At 41.1% G+C, this 15,310-nt stretch carries 16 protein-coding genes; 13 read left to right on the top strand and 3 right to left on the bottom strand.

Annotated elements, in window-relative coordinates:
* Positions 1–109 precede the first annotated feature (109 nt).
* Entirely contained in the window at positions 110–1,561 is a 1,452-nt protein-coding gene (locus tag DW059_RS11335; RefSeq protein ID WP_158552116.1) for a methyl-accepting chemotaxis protein, read from the top strand.
* Positions 1,562–1,592: 31 nt separating this feature from the next.
* Positions 1,593–2,810, top strand: a complete 1,218-nt coding sequence (locus DW059_RS11330) for a deoxyguanosinetriphosphate triphosphohydrolase family protein (RefSeq protein ID WP_117698859.1) — start codon at positions 1,593–1,595, stop codon at positions 2,808–2,810.
* Here the strand turns inward: DW059_RS11330 and DW059_RS11325 are convergent, their stop codons facing one another.
* Together DW059_RS11325 and ymfI are read right to left on the bottom strand one after the other, a co-directional pair.
* Positions 2,811–3,164, bottom strand: coding sequence for a helix-turn-helix domain-containing protein (locus DW059_RS11325; RefSeq protein WP_022244205.1), 354 nt, complete (start codon positions 3,162–3,164; stop codon positions 2,811–2,813).
* 119 nt (positions 3,165–3,283) lie between these two features.
* Positions 3,284–4,012 carry an elongation factor P 5-aminopentanone reductase gene (ymfI, locus tag DW059_RS11320; RefSeq protein ID WP_117698858.1) on the bottom strand — a complete coding sequence of 243 codons (729 nt, stop codon included), beginning with the start codon at positions 4,010–4,012 and terminating at the stop codon, positions 3,284–3,286.
* Positions 4,013–4,287: 275 nt separating this feature from the next.
* Here ymfI and hpf point away from each other — a divergent pair, with 275 nt between their 5' ends.
* The 4 genes from hpf (at position 4,288) to DW059_RS11300 (ending at position 8,464) form a co-directional block, all read left to right on the top strand.
* On the top strand, positions 4,288–4,815 hold the full coding sequence (gene hpf / locus DW059_RS11315) for a ribosome hibernation-promoting factor, HPF/YfiA family (RefSeq protein ID WP_117698857.1): 528 nt from the start codon (positions 4,288–4,290) through the stop codon (positions 4,813–4,815).
* A gap of 207 nt (positions 4,816–5,022) precedes the next feature.
* Positions 5,023–5,910: a helix-turn-helix domain-containing protein gene (locus DW059_RS11310; protein WP_117698856.1), complete on the top strand. Its 888-nt coding sequence runs from the start codon at positions 5,023–5,025 to the stop codon at positions 5,908–5,910.
* A gap of 100 nt (positions 5,911–6,010) precedes the next feature.
* Entirely contained in the window at positions 6,011–7,066 is a 1,056-nt protein-coding gene (locus tag DW059_RS11305) for a D-alanine--D-alanine ligase family protein (protein WP_117698855.1), read from the top strand.
* A 21-nt stretch (positions 7,067–7,087) separates the two neighbouring features.
* The gene (locus DW059_RS11300; protein WP_117698854.1) at positions 7,088–8,464 is read left to right on the top strand and encodes a UDP-N-acetylmuramoyl-tripeptide--D-alanyl-D-alanine ligase; all 1,377 of its coding nucleotides are present in this window, start codon (positions 7,088–7,090) and stop codon (positions 8,462–8,464) included.
* A gap of 128 nt (positions 8,465–8,592) precedes the next feature.
* On the opposite strand, the gene DW059_RS11295 is transcribed toward DW059_RS11300, so the two are convergent.
* On the bottom strand, positions 8,593–9,327 hold the full coding sequence (locus DW059_RS11295; protein ID WP_117698853.1) for a lysophospholipid acyltransferase family protein: 735 nt from the start codon (positions 9,325–9,327) through the stop codon (positions 8,593–8,595).
* Between the two features lie 143 nt (positions 9,328–9,470).
* Between DW059_RS11295 and DW059_RS11290 the strand changes: the two genes are divergently transcribed.
* From DW059_RS11290 to DW059_RS11260, 7 genes are all read left to right on the top strand, one after another.
* Entirely contained in the window at positions 9,471–9,911 is a 441-nt protein-coding gene (locus DW059_RS11290; RefSeq protein WP_242986222.1) for a protease complex subunit PrcB family protein, read from the top strand.
* Positions 9,912–9,994: 83 nt separating this feature from the next.
* Positions 9,995–10,237 (top strand): Veg family protein, encoded by a 243-nt coding sequence (locus tag DW059_RS11285; protein WP_022244197.1) that lies wholly within the window; start codon positions 9,995–9,997, stop codon positions 10,235–10,237.
* A gap of 61 nt (positions 10,238–10,298) precedes the next feature.
* On the top strand, positions 10,299–11,858 hold the full coding sequence (locus DW059_RS11280) for a DUF3794 and LysM peptidoglycan-binding domain-containing protein (protein ID WP_117698852.1): 1,560 nt from the start codon (positions 10,299–10,301) through the stop codon (positions 11,856–11,858).
* Between the two features lie 49 nt (positions 11,859–11,907).
* Positions 11,908–13,158 carry a C40 family peptidase gene (locus tag DW059_RS11275; protein ID WP_117698851.1) on the top strand — a complete coding sequence of 417 codons (1,251 nt, stop codon included), beginning with the start codon at positions 11,908–11,910 and terminating at the stop codon, positions 13,156–13,158.
* 134 nt (positions 13,159–13,292) lie between these two features.
* Positions 13,293–13,730 (top strand): GatB/YqeY domain-containing protein, encoded by a 438-nt coding sequence (locus tag DW059_RS11270; protein ID WP_022244194.1) that lies wholly within the window; start codon positions 13,293–13,295, stop codon positions 13,728–13,730.
* A gap of 8 nt (positions 13,731–13,738) precedes the next feature.
* The gene (locus DW059_RS11265) at positions 13,739–14,404 is read left to right on the top strand and encodes a hypothetical protein (protein ID WP_117698850.1); all 666 of its coding nucleotides are present in this window, start codon (positions 13,739–13,741) and stop codon (positions 14,402–14,404) included.
* 17 nt (positions 14,405–14,421) lie between these two features.
* The gene (locus DW059_RS11260) at positions 14,422–15,297 is read left to right on the top strand and encodes a methionyl aminopeptidase (protein WP_117698849.1); all 876 of its coding nucleotides are present in this window, start codon (positions 14,422–14,424) and stop codon (positions 15,295–15,297) included.
* Positions 15,298–15,310: the final 13 nt, after the last annotated feature.

The following is a 15,310-nucleotide window of genomic DNA, read 5'->3' as shown; positions in this document are numbered from 1 at the left end:
GCGTATAAATAAAAGTCTTTTCAATTTATGTAGAGAAAGGTATAATAAAATTGCTGGTAAAGTTCAAAAATTACAGTTTATATATGTTATATATGGGAGGATGAAAGAATTGACAGAACAAGGAAGAGTAAATAAGACTGCAATGACAGGGCATACAATTATGGGAATCTTATTGGCACTGGTTAATTTTTTGGAAATTTTCAGAACTTCCAAGAATGTAGTTTATGTGGCGGCGCTTATTGTGCTGGCACTTGGACCGGTGGTGGCAGAATGGATTTGCTATAGGAAAAACCAGGAGACAAAAGCAATCAAGCATCTTTTGGGGATTGGATTTGCAGTATATTATACAGTAGCACTGATAGGTGCCGGCAATCAGTTGGTTTTTGTATATGTAATACCGATGTTTATTTTGATTTCTGTATTTTCAGATTCGAAATATGCATTGGAGCTTGGAATTGGAGCAACTATCGTAAATCTTATTTCTATTGCAGTACATACCATGAAAGGCCAGGGTGAGGGACCTACTTTCTATGGAACAGAGATTATTATACTGATTTTGACAACGGCATTTTCTTATTGCAGTTCTGCTGTTTTGCAGAAATCGTTTTTATCACGGCTGGGTGAAATGAATCAGGCAAAGGGACAGTCTGATACCATGCTTCAGAAAATTTTAGAAGTATCTGATGCCATGACAAAGAAAATTAATGGAATGTCGGATGAAGTAGAGTTACTTGGCAGTGGTGTCAGCGATACCAGAAATGCCATGGAAGAGTTGACCGGTGGAACAACAGATACAGCGGAGGCGGTGCAGAATCAGTTAAGCCAGACAGAAGCAATCCAGGAAAAAGTAATGCAGGTAACCCAGGCTTCTGACAGCATTGCTGAGAGCATGACAGTTACAGCAGAAGCATTGAACGCGGGTAAGAAAAATATTGAACAGCTGGTATCGCAGGTGAGTGTGACTGAGCAGACGAACAGTCAGGTGGCAGCAGAACTTACTTCTTTAAAAGAGTATATGGATAAAATGTATTCCATCATTGAGATTATCAATAATATTACTTCAGAAACCAGCCTGCTTTCATTAAATGCGTCAATTGAAGCAGCCCGTGCAGGTGAAGCAGGAAGAGGTTTTGCTGTAGTAGCATCTGAGATTTCCGGTCTGGCAACCCAGACACAGGAAGCAACGGTCAGTATTGAAGAACTGATAAGAAATGTATCGGAAGAACTGGAAAAAGTAGTGACCATCATCGAAAGCATGATTTCACAGGTTGAACATCAGAATGTAACAGTCAATGAAACTGCCGGCAGCTTCCGTACAATAGAGGATAATTCGGACCGTGTACAGAGCCAGTCGGATGCATTGTCCGGTATTGTGAAAGAATTAGAAAGTGCCAATGCAGGTATCATGGATAGTATCCAGACAATTTCCGCTATTTCAGAAGAAGTAGCAGCTCATACAAATAGTACACTGACAACCTGCGAGAAGAACCAGAAGAGCGTAGAACATCTGATGGCAGAGACTGAAAATTTAATTGAACTAACGCATCAGCTTCAGCAGTAAAGATATTTATTATATGAGCAGGGAGCAGAAAATGGGAGCATATCATAATCTTTCAGAAAAATTACAGCAGAGAATCATAGAAGACAGAAAAGAGCATAGGGCAAATCCATATGCTTTTTCCGAAGAACAGGTTTTGCGCCGGGAGATGAATCATGACAGGGCGAATCTCTGGAGACCTCCCTTTGTCCGGGACATTGAGAAAATCATGCATCTGCCTTATTATAACCGTTATGGAGACAAGACGCAGGTATTTTCCCTTTACAGAAATGATGACATTTCAAGACGGGCGCAGCATGTGCAGCTCGTTTCAAGGATTGCAAGGAATATTGGAAATGTATTAAATCTCAATCAGGATTTAATAGAAGCAATTTCCCTGGGGCATGACATCGGACATGCACCATTCGGACATGCTGGTGAGAGAATTTTAAGTGCACTTTTGCGGGGAGAGACGGGACGATATTTTAACCATAATGTGCACAGTGTGCGTGTACTGGATGTACTGGGACAGAGAAATATCAGCCTGCAGACTCTGGATGGAGTCCTATGCCATAATGGAGAAATGGAGCAGCAGGAGTATCAGCCGAAAAAGGCGAAGACCTTTGCAGATCTGGATACAGAAGTAGAAATGTGCTATCAGAAGGAAGATGGAATTAAACATCTTGTGCCGGGAACACTGGAAGCCTGTGTAATGCGGATTTGTGATATTATAGCTTATCTTGGCAAGGACAGACAGGATGCTGTACGCCTGCATCTTCTGCCGGATGACAGAGGCTTTAACGGAGATACTATAGGCAGCAGCAATGCGGAAATCATCAATAATATGGTAGTTAACATCATTGAAAACAGCTATGGAAAACCATATCTTTCCATGGATGAAGCATATTTTCAACAGTTGAAGCTTGCAAAGACTGAAAATTATGAGTATATCTATCACAATGAGAAAATCGAAAAAGTCATCCGGGAAAATCTGAATCCGATGTTTGAAGAGATGTACTATCAGTTATTGAAAGATGCAAGGGATAAGAATGAAAATTCCTGGCTTTACCGCCACCACATTGCATATGTGGCAGAAAACAACCGGTTCAGCAGAACCTTTTCGAAGGAACAATACATGGAGACAGAACCGAACCAGCTTGTGGTGGATTATATTGCAAGCATGACGGATGATTATTTTGTAGATTTGTACCATGAAATGTTCCCGAAAGGAAAGCATGATGTAAAATACATCGGCTACTTTGATGAAGATTAACTATTTTAATGGCGAGGCTGTTGCCCGGGAAACCATCCGGTCAACAGCCTTCAATTCTTCTAAGAAAAGCTGCTGGTTATAGCTGGAAAGAGTATGATAGATACTTAGCAGTTCACCTTCACAGCTGTTGAGATGCGTCAGACTGGCATTGCGGATGTTACTGTGACCGAGCAGATAGTCGGTGGAAGTATGAAAATAGTCGGCTATTCTTACTAAGGTTGCATAGTCAGGTTCTTTCCCCTGATTGATATATCCATTCAGAGCAGAGGGAGAGATATGTAGTGCATCTGCAAGCTGCCGCTGGGTAATGTTAGCTTCTTCAATCAGGTATCGTAACTTAGAACCGATATTCATATACAAACCTCATCTTTCGTAAATAATACCTCTATTTTAAAACATGTTAAAAAACCAGTGACAAAAATAAACGAAAGATAAATTATATCAACGGAGCACAAACTATTCACATATGTAAATCAACACCAGCCACCATCTAAGGTAATAATCTGACCGGTGAGATATGGACTTTGTGATACGATAGCATAAGCAAGTTCAGCTGTTTCAACAGGTGTACCATATCTGCCGCAGGGAATTTCGGATTCTAAGTCAGCACGCTCTTCAGCAGAAAAACAGGCGTTCATGGAAGTGTCAATGGTGCCGCAGGCAATGGAATTGACCGAGATTCCACTGGGTGCGACCTCTTTGGCAAGTGCCTTTGTAAAGGAATTAACAGCTCCCTTGCTGGCGGAATACGCAACCTCACAGGAGGCACCTACATTTCCCCAGACAGAAGAAATGTTAAGAATCCGGCCTGATTTTTTGTGCAGCATATCTGGCAGAGCATATTTGCAGCAGGAAAAAACAGAAGAAAGATTGGTGTTTATAACGTGCTGCCATTGTTCATAAGTCATATCCTGCAGCAGGCCGATGTGGGAGATTCCGGCATTGTTGATCAGAACATCAACCGAAAGGGACTGCTGGTGAATTATGGCAAACATATTGGCAACAAAATCCGGATCACTGACATCTCCGATAACCGGAAGAACCGTGACATGATATTTGTCCGAAAGTTCATCAGACAAAGCCTTAAGAGCAGTTTCGGAATGACAGCAATTTAAAATGAGCTGATAACCGTGGCGGGCAAATACTTCTGCAATAGCAGCACCGATGCCCCGGGAAGCTCCGGTAATTAAAACAGTATTCATAAGAAACAAATCCTTTCTGGTTTTTATCTGCCTTAGAAAAATGATAGCACAGATGAAAGCGTTAAAAAATACAGTTATATTTTAGACTTATTTTAGAATACAGGCAATCCCTTTTGAAAAATCCTGCAGATTTCCTGATTTCAGAAAGATATTCGAAAAATTCTCTAAAAATACAGTAAATATTGCACAAAAAACTTGTAAATATTCGTACAAAATAGTATAATAAAACCATGATATCAGTCTGTATCAAATAAATGGCAAAGGGGTTGGACATCATGCGTATTACTATTTCAGGAAGAAACATCGAATTGACAGACGGTCTTAAGGCAGCAGTTGAGGACAAAATTGGAAAACTGGAGAAGTACTTTACTCCGGACACAGACGTATTTGTAACTTTGAGTGTAGAAAAGGAGAGACAGAAAATCGAGGTTACGATTCCTGTACCTGGACACATTATCCGTTCAGAGCAGGTAAGCAATGATATGTATGTATCGATTGATCTTGTAGAAGAGATTATTGAGAGACAGCTTAAAAAGTATAAGAATAAGATTATTACAAAACAGCAGAGCAACAGCAATTTCCGTAAGGAATATATTGAAAAAGAAGTGGAAGCAGATGATGAAATTAAAATCATCCGTACCAAGAAATTCGATATGAAACCAATGTATCCGGAAGATGCATGTGTTCAGATGGAATTATTAGGACATGATTTCTTTGTATTCGTAAATGCAGAGGATGACAATGTAAACGTTGTATATAAGAGAAAAGGTAACACCTACGGTCTGATTGAACCGGAATTCTAGATATATAACGAAAAAGACTATCACCGGCAGTTCCTTATGGATAACTGGTAACAGACAGCGGTATCGCAGTTAACGTTTTGACAACAGGCTTGACAAAACGCCAATAGCGGTACCGCTATTTTTATGCTACAGTAGTTATAATATATCGATAAGACATTTCTATGGAACAGTCAATACGATGGGTTATGAGAAAAGGGAGGTTAGGAATTGGCTTGTTACAATCTTGGGGATTATATATGTGAATCCCGCAAACAGCTTGGCATTACACAGGAAGAACTTGCTTTTGGCATCTGTTCAACTGGAACTTTATCAAAAATTGAAAACGGATTTGTGGTACCGAAGCGGAAAAATTATGAAGCTATTATGCAGCGTCTTGGAAAGACGATGGGTATATGCAATATTCATGCAACGGCGGAAGAAATGGAATTATATGCCTATATGCGACAGCTGGTGCATGCAGTAGCAAATAATGATATGGAAGGCAGCAGGGAACTCTGGCAGAGACAACCGGAACATAAACAGGAGGATAAACTGACCAGACAGTTCTTTTCATACATAAAGGCGGTGCTGGACAGTAAGGAAGGAGTCCGTCCGGAACTTGTATATGCAAAGCTGGAAGAAGCATTACATCTGACACATCCGGCAGGGCTGGCAAATCTGGTGCAGAAGCGGATGTTTACCTTTGAGGAAATCAACATTATCAACAGTATGGCGGTACAGAAACAGCGGCTTGGTGAAAGAAAGCAGGCACTCCGCATCTGGATGCAGTTATCTGATTATCTGGAAGTAAGAAAAGTAGATGACGAAGAAAAAGAAAAGGTATATCCGATGATACTTTACAATGAAGCTAATCTTTTGTATGAGATGGAAATTTACAGAGAGGCGCTGGAATTATGCAATAAGGGTATCGATTATTGCACAAGGAGCAATAAATATATGGTATTGCCATATCTTTTGCTCTGCAAGTCCGGAATTTTAAAATGGATGGAGCAGCCGGAAGAAGCCATGGATATACAGCAGTGTGCAGAGCATCTTTTTCAGGTGTTTGAAAATCATAATGCAAAGCCCGGAGAACCAATCTTGATTGCTTTGTGAGATTCTCTTGTCATTCTAAGAAAAAAAGGTATAATATACATATTGAAAAAAGAGATGTAATATACATATTTGAATCTGAAAGAAAGAAGGACATTAGAGAATGAATATCGTAGTTTTGGCAGGCGGCTTGAGCACAGAGCGTGATGTGTCTTTTAAAACAGGAGATATGGTAACAAAGGCATTGCGGAAGAATGGACATCAGGTTATTCTTCTGGATGTGTTTATGGGATATGGAGAAGAAGAACAGGATATTACTGGAATTTTTGAACATTCAGAAGAAGCAAGTGTAAAAGTAGCGGATATACCGGAGACGGCTCCGGATCTTGATAAGGTAAGAAAGAGTAGAAAAGACCAGTCTGCCTGCTTCTTTGGACCGAATGTAATCGCAATGTGCCGTATGGCAGATATTGTATTTATGGCATTACATGGAGAAAATGGAGAGAATGGTAAGATTCAGGCAGCCTTTGATTTGTTTGGAATCCGTTATACCGGAAGCGGCTATTTAAGCAGTGCGATTGCTATGAATAAAAATATGGCAAAGCAGTTTTTTGAAGCCAATGGAATCCCTTGCCCGAAGGGCATTTATATGAAGAAAAAGGACAGAAAAGACAGCCTGGCTGAAATCGGAATTACGCTGCCTTGTGTGGTAAAGCCATGCTGTGGTGGTTCCAGTATTGGGGTTTCCATTGTAAAAGAAGAAAGCAATTTTACAAAAGCATTGGAGGATGCATTTTTCTGGGAAGATGAAATCTTAATTGAAGAGTATGTAGAGGGAAGAGAATTTTCAGTAGGTGTCATCAAAGGAAGAGCATTGCCGGTTATCGAGATTGCACCAAAAGAAGGATTTTACGATTATAAAAATAAGTATAAGGCTGGAAGCACAGTGGAAACCTGTCCGGCAGATATTAAAGACAGTGTGGCAAAAGAGATGCAGAAGCATGCAGTAAAAGTTGCGGAAGCGTTAGGCCTGGACACCTATTCCAGAATCGACTTCTTAGTCAATGCAAAAGATGAAGTATACTGCTTAGAGGCAAATACATTGCCTGGTATGACAGCAACCAGCTTACTGCCGCAGGAAGCCAAGGTAGAAGGAGTAAACTTCGAAGAGCTATGCCAGCAGCTGGTTGATATTTCCATGGAGAAATACGGAGCATAAGAAAGGGCAGAGAAGGCAGATATGAAGGAACTGACATTAGCACAGATTGCAGAAGCCTGCGGTGGAACATTAATAGGTGGGAATGAAGCAAAAGAATATACCGTAACCGGAGTAGAGATTGACAGCCGGAGAGTAAAGGCAGGAGATTTATTTGTTGCCATTCCGGGAGAAAAGGTCGATGGTCACAAATTTATTCCGGATGTATTAAAAAAAGGAGCATATGCACTGGCCCAGCAGAGTCTTGATGTAGATGGAGCTTATATTCTGGTGGAAGATACCGTAACTGCCATGAAGCGTCTGGCACATTTCTATCGGAATACCCTTGACATTAAAGTAGTGGGAATTACCGGAAGTGTTGGAAAGACCAGTACCAAAGAAATGATTGCATCTGTACTGGGCACAAAATTCCGGGTACATAAGACACAGGGGAATTTTAATAATGGAATCGGTCTGCCACTGACTATTTTTCAGATTGAAAAAGAGCATCAGGTTGCAGTTCTGGAAATGGGAATTTCTGAATTTGGAGAGATGCATGAACTGGCAGATATGGCGCAGCCGGATATTATGGTTATTACCAATATCGGTTTATGTCATCTGGAGAATTTGAAAACCAGAGATGGAATCTTAAAAGCAAAGACAGAAAGCTTTGCCCATTTGAAACCGGATGGTGTTGTGATATTAAATGGGGATGATGACAAACTTTCTACTGTAGAGCAGGTGGCAGGAAGAAAGCCTGTATTTTATGGAATCAGGGGAAGGAATCTCTGCGAGACTTCTGTCTGTGCAGATGCAGTTACAGAGCATGGTTTAGAAGGAATGACAGCAGAATTCCACACTCTACAGGGAGACATGGAAGTATTTATTCCAATTCCGGGAGAACATAATGTATATAATGCACTGGCAGCAACCTGCGTGGCAGAACAGTTAGGCCTTTCCATGGATGAAATTAAATGTGGAATTGCAGCCGCTTCCACCATCAGCGGAAGAACTAATCTGATTCACACAAAGGGCATGACGGTTATTGATGACTGCTACAATGCGAATCCGGTTTCCATGAAGGCATCTTTGGATGTCCTGTCTAAGGCAGGGGGACGAAAGATAGCGGTTCTTGGAGATATGGGTGAATTAGGCGAGGATGAGAAACAGCTTCATTATGAAGTGGGAACCTATGCCGGAACACTGCCGATTGATTTGTTATTCTGTGTTGGAACATTATCCGGGAAACTGGCAGAAGGAGCGAAGAAACAGAATCCGGCTCTGACCGTAAAACACTATGCAACCCGTGAGGAGATGACAGAAGAACTTCTTGCTACCGTAAAAGAAGGAGATACTGTTTTAGTCAAGGCATCCCATTTTATGGAATTCCCGAAAGTGGTGGCAGCATTAACCGAAGCATAAGAAAATGTTTTTTTTAATGGTAAATACAGGAAGTGTTTGATAATAATATAGAAAAATGAAAAAAGAAACTGTAACTTTGAAGTATAGTCATCAAAGCTACAGTTCTTTTTTTTATCAATATTTGCGGTTTAAAGATATTTCCGGTTATCTGCCAGCAGCTCATGCACCGTATTCTGTGTATAGGCAGCAAGATGTTTGCGGTCATCAGCAGAAAGCTGATCTAAATAAATCGGAGTACCATACTGCAGGATAACATGGGTAGGTTTTACCTTTGGAAAATGATTTTCCAGAATATCAGCAGAATTGGTGATTGCCATAGGAACAATCGGACATCCGGTTTTCTCAGAGAGCTTTAGGCTTCCGGCTTTGAAAGGAAGCATTTCGTCCTCGGTCTTGTTTCTGGTACCTTCCGGGAAGATACACATGGAAATGCCGGCTTTAATCTGGTCGATACCGGTCAGAATGGTTTTTAAGCCCTTCTTCATATCGGTACGGTCTAAGAAGAGGCAGTAGAGCCGTTTCATCCAGATGTTTAAAAGAGGAACTTTTCCCATGGTGTCTTTGGCAATGTAACCGGTGAGTCTCGGACATCTGGAATAAGTGATAATAATGTCAAAATAACTTCTATGATTTCCGATATAAAGAACCGGAACATCTTTTGGAACATTTTCTTCCCCGATTACAGTCAGCTTAACGCCACAGATAAACATAATCACACGGAATGCCCACTGCACCATGCGAAGACTGCTGATATCGGCGGCATGGCGGTTACATTTACGGATAATCCATTCTGCAAAGAGAACTGGAATACCAAGAATCAGGTAAAGAACAGCAAATAAAAGTGCAAGAATTGCTCGTATCATAGAGATAGAATTCCTTTCTGGATATAAATTTCAAAAACAAAATACTGATTTCTTTCCCTATTATAGCGGTAAAACTTAAGAATTACAACATGATAATCCGGATTTTGGAATAGAATGAAAAGAATAAAAACAGGGAGAAGAAAGTGAAACAGAAAACAATAGAAGCAGGGAAAGCTGTCCGGAGTGTCATCAGTCTGCTTGCGGTGGCATGGATTGGACTGGCAGCAGCAGGCTGCGGTATCGAAGATGCCAATGGCAGTAAAATAGAAGACGTGGAGTTTACCGTGTTAGAAGAGGAAGCAGTGCCGGAAGAATTGAAACAGGAAATTGAAGAACGAAAGGAAATGGATTTCAAGCTGACTTATGAAGATAACGGAAAACTCTATATTGCAAGGGGTTATGGAGAGAAGGAAACGGGAGGCTACAGCATTTCCGTAAAAGATGTTTATCTGACTCAGAATGCCCTCTGTTTTGTTACAACGCTGATTGGCCCGGGGGAGAATGAGACGGTGGCAAAGGCACCAAGTTTCCCATATATTGTGGTTGAGGTGACAAAATGTGACAAGAACGTGGTGTTTGAGTGAAAAAATGGTACTTTTTTCCCTTTGACAGCATTTTAACACGGTGATATACTAAAGAGCGTGGATAAAAAAGGAGGAACTGGTATATGCAGAGAGCAGATATTAACAGAGTCCGGGCATCCGTGCATCAGCAGTGCGGTAGCAGTGTAATGATTCAACTGGACAGAGGTCGTAATAAAGTAGATGTACAGCGTGGTGTAATACAGAATGCTTATCCGAGTGTATTCACGATTCTTGTAGATGATGAAAGAGAAGGCAATCCGCCACAGTTATTATCTTTCAGTTATACAGATATCATAACAAGAGATATCCGAATGAAATTATGTTAGAAGAATAAAGTCCCTTTTTCCTGAATAAAATGAAATAACATTCAGGAAGGGGATTTTTTTAGTGGAAATAAAGAAACAGAACATACATATGAATTATGAAAAAGCCAGTGCCATGAGTCAGATTACTCTGGATGATGATTACAATCTACCGGATTATCGGCCGGATATTGTAAAAGTACTGAAAGAAAAAGGTGAAATCCGCTTTGATGAGATACAGGTAAAAGAAGGACGTATTTATGTGAAGGGGAATCTTATCTTTCATGTGCTCTACCGCAGCGATATGGAGGAGCATAAATTAGACTGCCTGCGGGGACAGATCCCATTTGAAGAAACCATCAGTATGGATGGAGTGAATGAATTAGATCCGGTGGACGTCACAGCAGAACTGGAAGACATTAATATCGGGATTATTAATTCCAGAAAATTAAGTGTTCGTGCACTGGTGATGCTGAAGGCAGAAATGCGGATGCGCAAGGAGACGGAACTGATTACGGGAGTAGCCATGGAACATCCGTTGGAAATCCTTCAGAACAGGCATAATATTCTGGAATTGGAAACCTGTAAGAAAGATAATTACCGGTTGAAACAGGAAATAGAGCTGCCCCAGAGCAAGCCAGATGTAGAACAGATTTTATGGAAAAGTGTGCAGCTTCGGGGTGTGGAAACGAGGTTACGAGAAGAAAAAATCCAGCTTACCGGAGAAATAAGACTGTTTTTGCTATATTATGCCCAGAAAGAAGAACGCCGGTTAGAATGGTTAGAAGAGACGATACCACTGAACGGAGAACTTGCCTGCGAGGGATGCAGTGAGGAAAAAATCTATCGGATTCAGGTAACACCTGCCAGTGTGGAAGTAGAGGTCAGACCGGATTATGATGGAGAAGACCGGAAAATCAGTCTGGATATGACGTTAGAATTAGATATCTGTATCTGGAAGGAAACAGAGGCAGATGTAGTAGAGGACGTATATTCGCTGCGGGAAGAGATGACACCAGCTTATGAAGAAGTTACCATGAGCAGGCTGCTGGCAAAGAATTATGCAAAATGCCGGTTGACAGACCACATGAATTTAAAGAAGAATCAGGAGAATATCCTGCAGATTTGTTCCTGCGAAGGAATGGCATTTATTGACCATGTGGAGCCACAGGCAGACGGTCTTAAAGTGGAAGGAAGCCTGAATGTGGAAATCCTTTATGTAACCACGGACGATGCCATGCCGATTGGAACCTGCCGGGAGACATTTCCTTTTGAACAGTTGATTGAAGTCCCGGAAATGACAGACGATATGAACTATGAACTGGAAGCGGGAATCGAGCAGTTGTCAGCGATTCTTTTAGACAATACCCAGATTGAGGTAAAGGCAGTACTGAATCTGAATCTGATTGCATTTTCACAGGAGAACATCCAGAAAATGGATGAAATCAGAATTACAGAACGGGATATGGAAGAATTACAGAGACAGCCAGGAATTACCGGATATATTGTAAGAGAGGGGGACAGTCTCTGGAAAATTGCCAAGGCAAATCATACGACTATTTCCCAGTTAATGGAAACCAACGACTTAAAGAGTGAAGAAATTCAAAAAGGCGATAAATTGTTAATTGTAAAGATGGTATCATGATGTTATACTAAGATGATAGGAAATACACAAAAGTGGAAGGAGCAGAAATATGCACAGAAAAAAACATATGTGGAAAATGCGGTTGGTTGCAGCAGGACTGGTAGCAATTCTTGGAATTTCATGTTTTCAAAGTGCGTCAGCAAGCGCTCTTTCAAAGGCTAAAAACAAGAAGAGTGAAGCACAGACCGCATTGGATAATGCCAATGCAGATATAGAGAATATACAGAGCCAGCAGCAGGAACTGCAGTCCCAGATTGATGCACTGGATGCAGATCTGGTAAATATTATTATGAACTTAGATATTCTGGAAGGGGAACTTTCGGATAAGCAGACTGAACTGGATAATGTGACAGCACAGCTTGCACAGGCGCAGGAAGATGAACAGAACCAGTACGATGCTATGAAAAAGCGTATCGTATATATGTATGAGAATGGGGATGACAGTTATATTGAGGCACTGGTGGGCGCAACAGATTTCTCCGATTTACTGAATCGTCTGGAATATGCCCAGCAGATTTATGATTATGACAGAAATCTTCTGACGCAGTATCAGGAGACAGTGCAGCAGGTAGCTGACCTTAAGAGTCAGGTGGAGACAGAGAAGGCAGAGTTAGAGGAAGTGCAGCAGTCTTATCAGGAACAGCAGGCTTCTTATGAAAGCATGATTGCAGAGAAACAGTCTCAGATGTCTGATTTTGATACCCAGCTTGCATCAGCCCAGAGTCTTGCAGCCCAGTATAAAGCTACTGTTGATGAGCAGAATGAAATCATAAGACAGGAGCAGGCAGCTGCAGCAGCTGCCGCTGCTCAGAATAATAATAAAGGCAATAATACAACAACTGCTAACAATAATAATGGAAATACAACGGGAAATAATAATGGCAGCAATACCGGAGGTGACAGCACTACTGGTGGCAGTACAGGGGGAGGTGGATTGAATCCTTCTTTTAGTACATCAGTAAGTGGAAGTGATGTAGTATCTTATGCCTGTCAGTTTATTGGAAACCCGTATGTATGGGGCGGCGAGAGCCTGACTGATGGAGCAGATTGTTCCGGATTCATTAAAAGTGTCTATGCAAACTTTGGAATCAGCCTGCCTCATAGTTCGGTAGCATTACAGCGGGCAGGAAGTGAAGTAAGCTATGAGAATGCCCAGCCAGGTGACATTGTCTGCTATGCCGGTCATGTGGCAATTTATATGGGCGGAGGACAGATTGTCCATGCAAGTTCACCGTCTACCGGCATTAAGACAGGCTCAGCAACTTATCGAAGCATTATATCTGTCCGGCGTGTATTGTAAAAAGTTATCCATAAAGAAGAAAAATGATAAAAATTCCCCGCAGTAAGCAAACTACTGCGGGGTTTTAAGAACTTGTAAAATCTTTCAAGTTGCGTATAATGAAAAAGTAGAAAATATTTTAGGAGGAATAAGAAATGCAGATAGAACAGTTACAAAAAGAAATGATAGCAGCAATGAAGGCAAAAGATAAACCAAGAAAAGATGCAATTTCTTCGCTGGTTTCTGCAGTGAAGAAAACAGCAATTGATGAAGGCTGTCGTGATGACATAAAAGAAGAATTAGTAAACCGTGTGATTTTAAAAGAAATGAAGACCGTAAAAGAACAGATTGATTCCTGTCCGGCAGAAAGAACAGATTTACTTGCGGAATATCAGCAGCGTTATGACATTATGAGCGAATATGCACCGGCAATGCTTTCTGAGGAAGAAGTACGTAAGATTCTGACAGAAAAATTTGCAGATGTCATTGCAACCAAAAATAAAGGTCAGATTATGAAAACAGTTATGCCGGAGTTAAAAGGTAAGGCAGATGGTAAATTAATCGGACAGGTTGTAGCAGAGCTTTGCAAATAGGATAGTGTATGAGTGAAAATAAATCACAGAAGAAGCGCATATGGTTCATTACAATACTGATTCTACTGGTACTGTTATTAATCAGTCTCTTTGTTTCCGAACGAAGGGGGAAGATTGTATACAGGGAGTATCTTTCCGAAGATATCCTGACAGTAGATGGAGAAAAACTGCAGCTTGGGGATCTGGCAATGTATATCGCTTATGAGGAACTGAAGGTAGAAGATGAGGCAGCAGCCTATGACTATTATGATACGAATAAGTATTGGAATCTTCATACCAGTGGAAGGTTTGTAAAAGAAGTGGCAAAGACCCATGTCATCGAAATGGCAGTACATGATGAAATCTTTTACCGGCAGGCAATGGCAGAGAAACTGACGCTGGATGAAAAAGAAGAAGAACAGCTTTGCAGCCGTCAGGAGGATTTCTGGACGGATATGACAGAGGAACAGCAGGAAAGACTGGGCGTTGATAAAGCAGAGATAGATCGTCAGTTAGAGAAAGCTGCACTGGCACAGAAATATCAGAATCAGATAGCAGCAGAGAATAACAGTGATTTTGACGGTTACAGTGCCGGGGCAGAGCCATATGAGCAGATTTTAAAAGAACATAAGTATAAACTGAATGAGAAGCTCTGGGACAGAGTGGATTTTGGGAATATCATATTGAATCATTAGAATGGAAGGAAATAGAAATGTCTGTAAAAATAGGTAGAAATGATCCCTGCTGGTGTGGCAGTGGAAGAAAGTATAAGACATGCCATCAGTCATTTGATGAGAAGATTGAAAAGTATCGTGAGGCAGGCTGTATTGTGCCAACCCATGATTTGATTAAGACACCGAAGGATATCGAAGGTATCAGGGAAAGTGCCAAAATTAATGTGGCAGTACTGGATTATGTGGCTGAGCATATCAAAGCCGGCATGAGTACAGAAGAAATTGACCGTATGGTATATGAGAAAACAACAGCTATGGGTGGAATCCCGGCACCACTTAATTATCAGGGATTTCCGAAGAGCGTCTGTACGTCAATTAATGAAGAGGTATGCCATGGTATTCCATCGGAGGATATTATTTTAAAGGATGGCGATATCATTAATGTGGATGTTTCCACAATATTAGATGGATATTTTTCTGATTCCTCCAGAATGTTTCTGATTGGAGATGTCAGTGAAGAAAAGAAGCGTCTTGTCCAGGTAACGAAAGAATGTGTGGAAGAAGGCTTAAAAGCGGTAAAACCATGGGGCTTTTTAGGAGATATGGGTCAGGCAGTGCAGGACCATGCTTATGAAAATGGCTATACTATCGTAAGAGAAATCGGTGGACATGGTGTTGGAAAAGAATTCCACGAAGAGCCATGGGTTGGCTATCACAGCAAGAGAGGAACCGAGATGCTCTTAGTTCCGGGCATGATGTTTACGATTGAGCCAATGGTAAATATGGGAAAAGAAGCTATCTACATAGATGATGAAAATAACTGGACCGTGTATACAGAAGACGGACTTCCAAGTGCTCAGTGGGAGATTCAGGTTCTGGTAACCGAAGAGGGAACCGAAGTTATTTCCTGGTAGGTATCTCTTAAAA

This window comes from Roseburia sp. AF42-8, assembly GCF_003435965.1.
GTDB classification, from domain to species: domain Bacteria; phylum Bacillota; class Clostridia; order Lachnospirales; family Lachnospiraceae; genus Roseburia_C; species Roseburia_C amylophila.
This window is presented reverse-complemented; position numbering and strand designations above follow the sequence as displayed.

Excerpts from the sequence above, each read along its gene's own strand:
- DW059_RS11330 (WP_117698859.1), top strand. The coding sequence starts at position 1,593 with ATGGGAGCATATCATAATCTTTCAGAAAAATTACAGCAGAGAATCATA.
- DW059_RS11325 (WP_022244205.1), bottom strand. The coding sequence starts at position 3,164 with ATGAATATCGGTTCTAAGTTACGATACCTGATTGAAGAAGCTAACATT.
- ymfI (WP_117698858.1), bottom strand. The coding sequence starts at position 4,012 with ATGAATACTGTTTTAATTACCGGAGCTTCCCGGGGCATCGGTGCTGCT.
- hpf (WP_117698857.1), top strand. The coding sequence starts at position 4,288 with ATGCGTATTACTATTTCAGGAAGAAACATCGAATTGACAGACGGTCTT.
- DW059_RS11305 (WP_117698855.1), top strand. The coding sequence starts at position 6,011 with ATGAATATCGTAGTTTTGGCAGGCGGCTTGAGCACAGAGCGTGATGTG.
- DW059_RS11300 (WP_117698854.1), top strand. The coding sequence starts at position 7,088 with ATGAAGGAACTGACATTAGCACAGATTGCAGAAGCCTGCGGTGGAACA.
- DW059_RS11295 (WP_117698853.1), bottom strand. The coding sequence starts at position 9,327 with ATGATACGAGCAATTCTTGCACTTTTATTTGCTGTTCTTTACCTGATT.
- DW059_RS11285 (WP_022244197.1), top strand. The coding sequence starts at position 9,995 with ATGCAGAGAGCAGATATTAACAGAGTCCGGGCATCCGTGCATCAGCAG.
- DW059_RS11275 (WP_117698851.1), top strand. The coding sequence starts at position 11,908 with ATGCACAGAAAAAAACATATGTGGAAAATGCGGTTGGTTGCAGCAGGA.
- DW059_RS11270 (WP_022244194.1), top strand. The coding sequence starts at position 13,293 with ATGCAGATAGAACAGTTACAAAAAGAAATGATAGCAGCAATGAAGGCA.
- DW059_RS11265 (WP_117698850.1), top strand. The coding sequence starts at position 13,739 with ATGAGTGAAAATAAATCACAGAAGAAGCGCATATGGTTCATTACAATA.
- DW059_RS11260 (WP_117698849.1), top strand. The coding sequence starts at position 14,422 with ATGTCTGTAAAAATAGGTAGAAATGATCCCTGCTGGTGTGGCAGTGGA.